The following is an 8,589-nucleotide window of genomic DNA, read 5'->3' on the forward strand; positions in this document are numbered from 1 at the left end:
CGGCCCGGGCTGACGGACTGCGGTCCTGTCGCCCCGGGGTCGCTCACGCCTCGCCGGCGGCCGGCCCGAGCGGCCGCAGCCCGTACACCCGGGTCGCGTTGCGGCTGAACACGGCCTCCTTCTCCTCTGAGGCGAGCCGGTCGGTGAGGCGGTCGGCGATCCGGACGACCTCGGGGTATCCGGCCTGGAGGGTGCAGACCGGCCAGTCGGAGCCGAAGAGGATCCGGTACGGGCCGAAGGCTTCCAGCGCGGTGTCGGCGTAGGGCTTGAGGCCCTCGGTCCGCCAGCTGCCGGGGGTGGCCTCGGTGACCATTCCGGAGAGCTTGCACACGGTGTTGGGCAGCGCGGCCAGCCTGCGTAGGTCGGCTGCCCAGGGGTCGAGCGCGCCGGTGGCGATGGGTGGTTTGCCGAGGTGGTCGAGGACGAAGGTCAGCCCGGTGATACCTGCGGCGGCGAGGGCGGCGGCGGGCAGCTGGTGCGGCTTGACGACGAGGTCGTAGGCGAGGCCGGCCGCGGCGACGGCGAGCAGCCCGTGACGGACGTCCCGGCGGAGCAGCCAGTTCGGGTCGGGCTCGTCCTGAACCTGGTGGCGGATGCCCACCAGTCGCTCCCCGCCGGGTAGTTCGCGCAGGGCCGCGATCGTGTCGGCGATGTCCGGGGCGGTGAGGTCGGTCCAGCCGACGACGCCGGCGACCAGGTCGCTGTCGGCGGCGAGGGCCAGCAGCTCCGGGGTCTCTTCGGGAACACAGACCGTCTGGACGGCGATGGTGCCGACGACGCCCGCACCGCGGGCTGCGGCTTCGAGGTCCGCGACGGAGAAGGAGCGGTCGAGCGGGGCAAGGGCCTCGCCGGTGATCCAGGGCTGCGGGCGGACGGCCAGGTCCCAGACGTGGTGGTGCGCGTCGATGATCTGCCGGCCGGTCACAACTGCCACACCACCGGCAGACCTGCGGTGCCGCCGGCCTTCGAGTAGTCGTGGACCACGTCGAGGAGGTCTGCCATCCGGGTCTGCCAGGCGACGTTGACCGGCAGGCGCTCCAGCTCGGCGAGCAGGCGATCGTAGTCCTCGCACTCCAGGAGGTGGAAGAGCTCGCAGCCGCTGCGCCAGATGGTCCAGGAGGTCACGTCGGCAGCCCGGATTGCGGCGGTGAGTTCGGCGGGCACGGCGCGGTGTGCGGCCTCGTACTCCTCGATCCGGTCCTCGCGGACGCGGGTGTGCAGGGCGATTCTCATGGCTGCTGCTCCGGGTGGGCGGGGTCGACGATGATGACGTTCAGGATGCGGGGGCCGTGGACGCCCTCCACGCGGTCGAGTTCGATGTCGCTGGTGGCGGACGGGCCGGAGATGAAGGTGAGCGGCCGGGTGGGGTCGAGGCGCGAGAGGGCGTCGGGGACGTCGTCGGCGATCTGCTCGGCACGGAGGATGCACAGGTGGTAGTCGGGGACGAGGGTCAGGGCGCGGCGGCCCTGGCCGGGGCCGGCGTCGAGGACGATGGTCCCTGTGGCGGCGATGCCGGCGGCGGCGAGGGTGATCGCGCCGTCCAGGGCATCCAGGGCGGGGACGTTCAACGGCTCCGGATGCCACTCCCAGGTGCCGGACGGCAGCAGCTCGATGGGGAACCCGCCCGGCAGCGCGAGACGTTCGACGCCGCCCGCAGTGAGCGCGGCGGCGATGGCATCGGACAGTCCGGCCCGGTCGGTGCGGGTGACGGTGGCGCGGTAGTCGGCGACGCGCTCGGCGAACAGGGCCACCGTGTTCTCGCCCGCCCCTGTGTGAGTACGGCGGTAGTCACGGGGCACGGGCACATCGCCCGGGGTCTCGTCGGCCGGGACGTCGGCGAGGGCGGCGCGGATGCGGCCGAGGACGGCCTCGCGGCTGCTCATCGCTCCCCTTCCTTGTTCTTGCGCCACCAGGTACGGAAGGACTCGGCGGGCGGCGCGGGGGTGTCGCGGGTGTCGGACCAGCCGTGCAGTGGGCCGGGCAGCCGGCCGATGCGGCCGCGTCGGGCGAGAGCGCGGCCCCCGACACTCGCCGCCTTCTGCGCGGCGGCGAGCAACTGCGGGGAGTCGAGGACGGCGGCGGCGGCTTTCATCGCCACGGCCTCGGCCGGGGGAAGTCGCTTGGAGGCCCGCTTGGCCTCAACGACCTCGGCCCGCAGGTGGGCCAGCACCTCGGGGATGTTGATCTTCACGGGGCAGGCGTCGTAGCAGGCCCCGCACAGGGTGGAGGCGAACGGCAGCGACGCGGCGTTCTCCACTCCCACAAGCTGCGGGGTGAGGACGGCGCCGATCGGCCCGGGGTAGACCGAGCCGTACGCGTGGCCGCCAGTGCGCTCGAAGACCGGACAGACGTTGAGGCAGGCCGAGCAGCGGATGCAGGCGAGGGCCTGGCGTCCGACCTCGTCGGCGAGGGTGTCGGTGCGGCCGTTGTCGAGGAGCACCAGGTGGAAGTCCTGCGGCCCGTCGCCGTCGGTGGTGCCGGTCCAGGTGGAGGTGTAGGGGTTCATCCGCTCGCCGGTGGAGGAGCGGGGCAGCAGTTGCAGGAACACCTCCAGGTCCGTCCAGGTGGGAACGACCTTCTCGATGCCCATCACGGTGATCAGCGTCTCGGGCAGGGTCAGGCACATCCGGCCGTTGCCCTCGGACTCCACCACGACGACGGTACCGGTGTCGGCCACGGCGAAGTTGGCGCCGGAGACGGCGACCTTGGCGGTGAGGAACTTCTCGCGCAGGTGCAGGCGGGCGGCCTCGGCGAGCTCGGCCGGGTCGTCGCCCAGTCCCTCGGGCGCCGGCTGCCCCCACTCCCCCATCCTGGCGGCGAACAGGTCGCGGATCTCGGTGCGGTTGCGGTGGATCGCGGGGACGAGGATGTGCGAAGGACGGTCGTCGCCCAACTGGACGATCAGTTCGGCAAGGTCGGTCTCGTACGCGGTGATCCCGGCCTCGGCGAGGTGTTCGTTGAGGCCGATCTCCTGGGTCGCCATGGACTTGACCTTCACGACCTCCCGCTCGCCGGTGGCCCGCACCAGCTCGGTGACGATCCGGTTGGCCTCGGCGGCGTCGGCGACCCAGTGCACGGTGCCGCCCGCCGCGATGACGGACTGCTCCAACTGCACCAGGTAACGGTCCAGATGGCGCGCGGTGCGCTTCTTGATCGCGGCGGCCGACTCGCGCAGCTCCTCCCAGTCGTCCAGCTCCGAGGCGACGGCGAGGCGCTTGTCGCGGATGGTGCCGGTGGCCCGCTTCAGGTTGGCACGCAGCTGGGTGTCCTTCAGTGCCTCGCGGGCGGCGTCGGGGAAGGACGGGGAGCCGAGCCAGACGACGCCGCGGTCGCCGGGGTTGCTCATCGTGCGGCTCCTTCGGTGGCGGCGAGGATCTCGGCCAGATGCATGGTCCGGACCGGACTGCCCTGTCTGGAGAGGCCGCCGCCGATGTGCATCAGGCAGGAGTTGTCGGCGGCGCACAACACCTCGGCGCCGGTGTCCCTGACTCCCCGCGTCTTGTCGGCGAGCATCGCGCCGGAGGTCTCGGCGTTCTTGACGGCGAAGGTGCCGCCGAAGCCGCAGCAGGAGTCGGCGGCCGGGAGGTCGATCAGCTCGATGTCCTCGACGGCGCGCAGCAGTTGAAGCGGACGGTCGCCGAGGCGCAGTCCGCGCAGCGAGTGACAGGTGGGGTGGTAGGTGACGCGGTGCGGGAAGCGGGCGCCGACATCGGCGACACCGAGGACGTCGGTGAGGAACTCGGTGAACTCGTGCACTCTGGGCACCACTTCGGTGACCTGCCGCTGGAGCTGGGCGCTGCCGTACTGCTCGGCCAGCACCGGGTGGTTCTCGCGGACCATGCCGGCGCAGGACGCGGACGGGGTGACCACCGCGTCGTACTCGGCGAAGGTCCGGGCGAAGCGTGACACCAACGGCATGGCGTCCGGGCGGTAGCCGGTGTTGAAGTGCATCTGCCCGCAGCAGGTCTGCTCCTGCGGGAAGTCGACCGTGTGGCCGAGCCGCTCCAGGACGGTCACCACCGCCCGGCCGGTGCCCGGGAACATGGTGTCGTTGAAGCAGGTGACGAACAGGGCGATCCGCATCAGCCCTCCTCCGAGGGGGTCGGCACGTCTGCGGCGAGCAGCCCGCGCTCCTTCAACTCCGCCCATAGTGCGTCCGGGACGCCGTGGTGGAGCATGGCGGTGGCGTCCCGGACCTCGGCGGCGCTGCGGGTGCCGACCAGCACACTGGCGACCGCCGGGTGCCCGAACGGGAACCGCAGCGCGGCGGCCCGTAGTGGCACGCCGTACCGCTCGCAGACGGCCTTGAGGTCGAGGGCGCGGGACACCAGGCCGGCGGGCGCGGCCGCGTAGTCGAAGGTGGCGCCGGGCCGAGGATCTGCGAGCAGGCCGGAGTTGAAGACGCCGCCGATCACGACGCCGACGCCACGCTGCTGTGCGAGCGGCAGCAGTTCAGCAAGTCCGCGCTGGTCGAGGAGGCTGTAGCGGCCGGCCAGCAGGACGGCGTCGATGTCCGTCTCGCGGACGAAGCGCGCGAGCAGGTCGGCCTGGTTCATCCCGACGCCGATCGCGCCGAGGACGCCTTCGGCGCGCAGGCGTTCCAGCTCGGGATAGGCCTGGTCGAGGGCCTGGCCGGCATGGTCGTCGGGGTCGTGGAGGTAGGCGATGTCGATCCGGTCCGTGTCCAGCCGGTTCAGGCTCTCCTCGATGGAGCTGCGCACGCCCTTCGCGCTGAAGTCCCAGCGTCGGCGGTGGGTGGCGGGGACGGCGAAGCCGTTGGCGAGGTCGTCGCCGCCGAGGTCGGCCGGCTCCAGCAGCCGGCCGACCTTGGTCGACAGCACGTACTCGCTTCGGGGCATGGCGCTCAGCGCATCGCCGAGGCGGCGTTCGGACAGGCCGAGGCCGTAGTGCGGGGCGGTGTCGAAGTAGCGGACGCCCGCCTCCCAGGCGGCGTGCACGGCCTGCTCCGCCTGCTCGTCGCTCACCGCCGTGAAGAGGTTACCGATCCCGGCCGCGCCGAAGGCGAGCTCGCTGACCCGCACCGGGCTTCGGCCCAGTCGGTTCCGACGCAGGTTCATGGCTTCGGCTCCGGGCGAAGGCGTAGGCCGGCCATACCGCCGTCGACCGCCAGGGCGGTGCCGGTGATGCTGCCGGCGGCCGGGGAGGCGAGGTAGGCGATGGCCGCGGCCACCTCCTCGGCGGTGACCAGTCGGCCGGTCGGCTGGCGACCGTTCAGCGCGGCGCGTTCGGCGGCCGGGTCAGCCGCGGCGCCCAGCAGCCGCCCGACCCATGGGGTGTCGACGGTGCCCGGGTTGACGCAGTTGACCCGGATCCCCTCGCGGACGTGGTCGGCGGCCATCGCCAGGGTGAGTGAGAGCACCGCGCCCTTGCTGGCCGAGTAGAGGGCGCGCTGCGGCAGGCCGGCGGTGGCGGCGATGGAGCAGGTGTTGACGATCGCGGCGCGCTTGGAGCGGCGCAGGTGCGGCAGGGCGGCGCGGGTGACGCGTACCAGCCCCAGGACGTTGACGTCCAACACCCGGTGCCACTGCTCGTCGTCGTTGTCCTCCACCGTCCCCGCCGCTCCGATGCCGGCGTTGTTGACCAGGATGTCGATGCCGCCGAGCGCCTCGGCCGCGCCGACGACGGCGGCGCGGACCGAGGCGTCGTCGCTGACGTCGGCGGTGAAGCCGCGCAGCGGGACGGGGGCGCCGCTCGGGTCGAGGTCGAGGACGGCGACCTGAGCGCCGCGCTCCGCGAGCAGCCGGGCAGTGGCCAGGCCGATGCCGGAGGCGCCGCCGGTGACCAGGGCGGTGAGGCCATTGAGATCGGTGGTCATGCTCGCGCCTCCGTGCGGACCCGGGCTTCCGTCGCGGCCAGGTCGGCCGTCCAGAACGCCCCGTCGGGGTAGCGGTAGGTGTCGATGGTCGCCTGGTGCATGGTGGCGGAGAACCCCGGCGAGGTCGGCGCCCGGTAGTGGCCGTCGTCGATCCTCACCGGGTCGAGGAAGTGCTGGTGCAGGTGGTCGACGAACTCGATGACGCGGTCCTCGGTGGTGCCGGAGAGCGCGACGTAGTCGAACATCGACAGGTGCTGGACCAGCTCGCACAGGCCCACGCCGCCCGCGTGCGGGCAGACCGGGACGCCGAACTTCGCGGCGAGCAGCAGAATGGCCAGGTTCTCGTTGACGCCGGCCACGCGGGCGGAGTCCAGCTGGAGAACGTCGATGGCGCCGGCCTGGAGCAGCTGCTTGAAGACGATCCGGTTCTGCACGTGCTCGCCGGTGGCGACCTTGATCGGGTGGACGCCGCGCCGGATGGCGGCGTGGCCGAGGATGTCGTCGGGGCTGGTGGGCTCCTCGATCCAGTACGGGTCGAACTCGGCGAGTGCGTTCGTCCACTCGATCGCCTCGGCGACGTTCCAGCGCTGGTTGGCGTCGACCGCCATCCGGATGTCCGGCCCGACGGCCTCGCGAGCGGCGCGGCAGCGGCGGATGTCGTCCGCCAGGTCGGCGCCGACCTTCAGCTTGATCTGGGTGAAGCCCTCGGCCACCGCCTGCGTGGCAAGGCTGGTGAGCTTCTCGTCGCTGTACCCGAGCCACCCGGGCGAGGTGGTGTAGGCGGGGTAGCCGCGGCGCAGGAGTTCGGCGGCCCGGTCGGGTGCGCCCTGTCTGCCCTTGCGCAGCAGTCCGAGGGCCTCGGCGGGCGTCAGCGCGTCGGTGATGTAGCGGAAGTCGACCTGGGACACCAGCCACTCGGGGTCGGCGTCGGCGAGCAGCTGCCACAGCGGCTTGCCCTCGCGCTTGGCCGCGAGGTCCCACACGGCGTTGACCACGGCGCCGATGGCCATGTGCATCACGCCCTTCTCGGGACCGAGCCAGCGCAGCTGGCTGTCACCGATCAGGTCACGGTACAGCGAGCCGGGGTCGGCGCACAGCTCGGCGACGGAGCGTCCGACGACGTGGTCGGCGAGCGCGTCGATGGCGGCGGCCTGGACGTCGTTGCCACGGCCGATGGTGAAGGTGAAGCCGTGCCCTTCGTGGCCGCCTGCCGAGGTGCGCAGGATCACGTAGGCGGCGGAGTAGTCGGGGTCGGGGTTCATCGCGTCGGACCCGTCCAGCTCCCGCGAGGTGGGAAAGCGGATGTCGAAGGTCTCGACGGCGGTGATCCGCGCAGCGGTGGTTGCGGACAACTCGGTGCCTTTCACGCGTTGATGAACGTCTGGCGCTGGGTGCCGAGGCCGTCGATGGACAGCTCGACCGTGTCGCCCTCACGCAGGTACGGGGTGCCGGGCAACCCCAGGGCCACACCGGCCGGGGTGCCGGTGTTGATGACGTCGCCGGGGCGCAGCACCATGTACTGGCTCAGGTACCAGACCAGGTACGCCACCTCGAAGATCATGTTCTTGGTGTCGCCGTCCTGCCGCACCTCGCCGTTGACCGCGAGCCGCAGCCCCAGCGACTGCGGGTCGGCGATCTCATCGGATGTCACCAGCCAGGGACCGAGCGGGTTGAAGGTCTCGCAGGACTTCCCGAGGTCCCACTGCGCGGAGTACTCCAGCTGGAACTCACGCTCGGAGACGTCGTTGCTGATCGTGTAGCCGGCGATGCACGCGCCGGCCTCGGCGGGGCTCGCCAGGTAGCGGGCCTCGCGGCCGATGACGACCGCGAGCTCCACCTCCCAGTCCGTCTTCACCGAACCACGCGGGATCAGTACCCGGTCGTAGGGGCCGACCACCGTGGAGGGGTCCTTCATGAAGACCACCGGCCGCTCGGGGACGGCCGCTCCCGTCTCCGCCGCGTGGTCACGGTAGTTGAGGCCGACGCACACCACCTTCCCCGGGCGGGCGAGGGGAGCGCCGACCCGCAGGCCGGCTGTGTCGACGGTCGGGAGCGAGCCTTCGACCAGCGCCTCCCGGACCCGGTCGATCCCCCCGGAGGCGAGGAACGCCCCGTCGATGTCGGCGGTCAGGGCCGTGAGCACGAACGTGGCGCCCGCCTGGTCGATGACGACCGGAGTCTCGGCTCCCGGTGCGCCGATGCGCCCTAGTCTCATGTCTTCTTCTCCTGTCGTCACGCCGAGGACGGAGGCCTCACAGGCGCCAACACATCGGATGAATCTGCAGTGCCCCGACCATACGAGCACCGACCGCGCCACCGCAAGAAGTCCTCCGATGACTGTCGGCAGATCCGGCCGCGTCCGCCCATGACCGCAGCTCAGGTTGCACGCTTCAGGCCCATCAGGTCCCTCCGGGAAACCCGGATGTCACGGTTGGGAATCATCCGAGGTCTCCTCTTGTCAGCCAGATGTCGGACTCGTAAGGTCCTCACTGCCGCAAGCCATCCGATGACTGCGGGCTGAACGGTCCGCTGCCAGCTGCCACGGACCGCCACAACCGCGGGCCGGTCGCCCCCCCACTGCGCCGGGCCGCACCGCTTGCGAACTCACCCCGCAGGGGCGCCTGCCATCCCAGCCAAGGAGATCAGCACCATGAACCCTCGCTCCTCCAGCATCGCGGCCACCGCCGCCGCCGTGGTCGTCCTGGCGGGGCTCGCCACGGGCTGCAACCGCGGCAGCGACTCGAACGCAACGC

9 protein-coding genes are annotated in these 8,589 nt (G+C 71.8%); all 9 read right to left on the reverse strand.

Annotated features, from left to right (window positions below; translation table 11 throughout):
• Nucleotides 1–43: 43 nt before the first annotated feature.
• The 9 genes from C2142_RS04715 to C2142_RS04755 are packed head-to-tail and all read right to left on the reverse strand — an operon-like array spanning nucleotide 44 to nucleotide 8,051.
• Nucleotides 44–925, reverse strand: a complete 882-nt coding sequence (locus tag C2142_RS04715) for an amidohydrolase family protein (RefSeq protein WP_148642186.1) — start codon at nucleotides 923–925, stop codon at nucleotides 44–46.
• Nucleotides 922–1,233 (reverse strand): L-rhamnose mutarotase, encoded by a 312-nt coding sequence (locus C2142_RS04720; protein WP_148641217.1) that lies wholly within the window; start codon nucleotides 1,231–1,233, stop codon nucleotides 922–924. Before C2142_RS04720 ends, C2142_RS04715 begins: the two co-directional genes overlap by 4 nt.
• The gene (locus C2142_RS04725) at nucleotides 1,230–1,883 is read right to left on the reverse strand and encodes an LUD domain-containing protein (protein WP_148641218.1); all 654 of its coding nucleotides are present in this window, start codon (nucleotides 1,881–1,883) and stop codon (nucleotides 1,230–1,232) included. The genes C2142_RS04720 and C2142_RS04725 overlap by 4 nt, the downstream gene beginning before the upstream one ends.
• Nucleotides 1,880–3,346 carry a LutB/LldF family L-lactate oxidation iron-sulfur protein gene (locus C2142_RS04730; RefSeq protein ID WP_148641219.1) on the reverse strand — a complete coding sequence of 489 codons (1,467 nt, stop codon included), beginning with the start codon at nucleotides 3,344–3,346 and terminating at the stop codon, nucleotides 1,880–1,882. The genes C2142_RS04725 and C2142_RS04730 overlap by 4 nt, the downstream gene beginning before the upstream one ends.
• Nucleotides 3,343–4,083, reverse strand: coding sequence for a (Fe-S)-binding protein (locus tag C2142_RS04735; RefSeq protein WP_148641220.1), 741 nt, complete (start codon nucleotides 4,081–4,083; stop codon nucleotides 3,343–3,345). Before C2142_RS04735 ends, C2142_RS04730 begins: the two co-directional genes overlap by 4 nt.
• Nucleotides 4,083–5,078, reverse strand: a complete 996-nt coding sequence (locus C2142_RS04740; protein WP_174315584.1) for an aldo/keto reductase — start codon at nucleotides 5,076–5,078, stop codon at nucleotides 4,083–4,085. The genes C2142_RS04735 and C2142_RS04740 overlap by 1 nt, the downstream gene beginning before the upstream one ends.
• Nucleotides 5,075–5,836, reverse strand: coding sequence for an SDR family oxidoreductase (locus C2142_RS04745; RefSeq protein ID WP_148641221.1), 762 nt, complete (start codon nucleotides 5,834–5,836; stop codon nucleotides 5,075–5,077). Before C2142_RS04745 ends, C2142_RS04740 begins: the two co-directional genes overlap by 4 nt.
• A complete protein-coding gene (locus C2142_RS04750; protein ID WP_148641222.1) occupies nucleotides 5,833–7,188 on the reverse strand; it encodes an L-fuconate dehydratase in 1,356 nt (451 codons plus the stop codon). Before C2142_RS04750 ends, C2142_RS04745 begins: the two co-directional genes overlap by 4 nt.
• A gap of 11 nt (nucleotides 7,189–7,199) precedes the next feature.
• Nucleotides 7,200–8,051 (reverse strand): fumarylacetoacetate hydrolase family protein, encoded by an 852-nt coding sequence (locus tag C2142_RS04755; protein ID WP_148641223.1) that lies wholly within the window; start codon nucleotides 8,049–8,051, stop codon nucleotides 7,200–7,202.
• Nucleotides 8,052–8,589: the final 538 nt, after the last annotated feature.

Origin of the sequence: Streptomyces sp. CB01881 (assembly GCF_002953255.1) — a bacterium.
In the GTDB taxonomy this organism is placed as follows: domain Bacteria; phylum Actinomycetota; class Actinomycetes; order Streptomycetales; family Streptomycetaceae; genus Kitasatospora.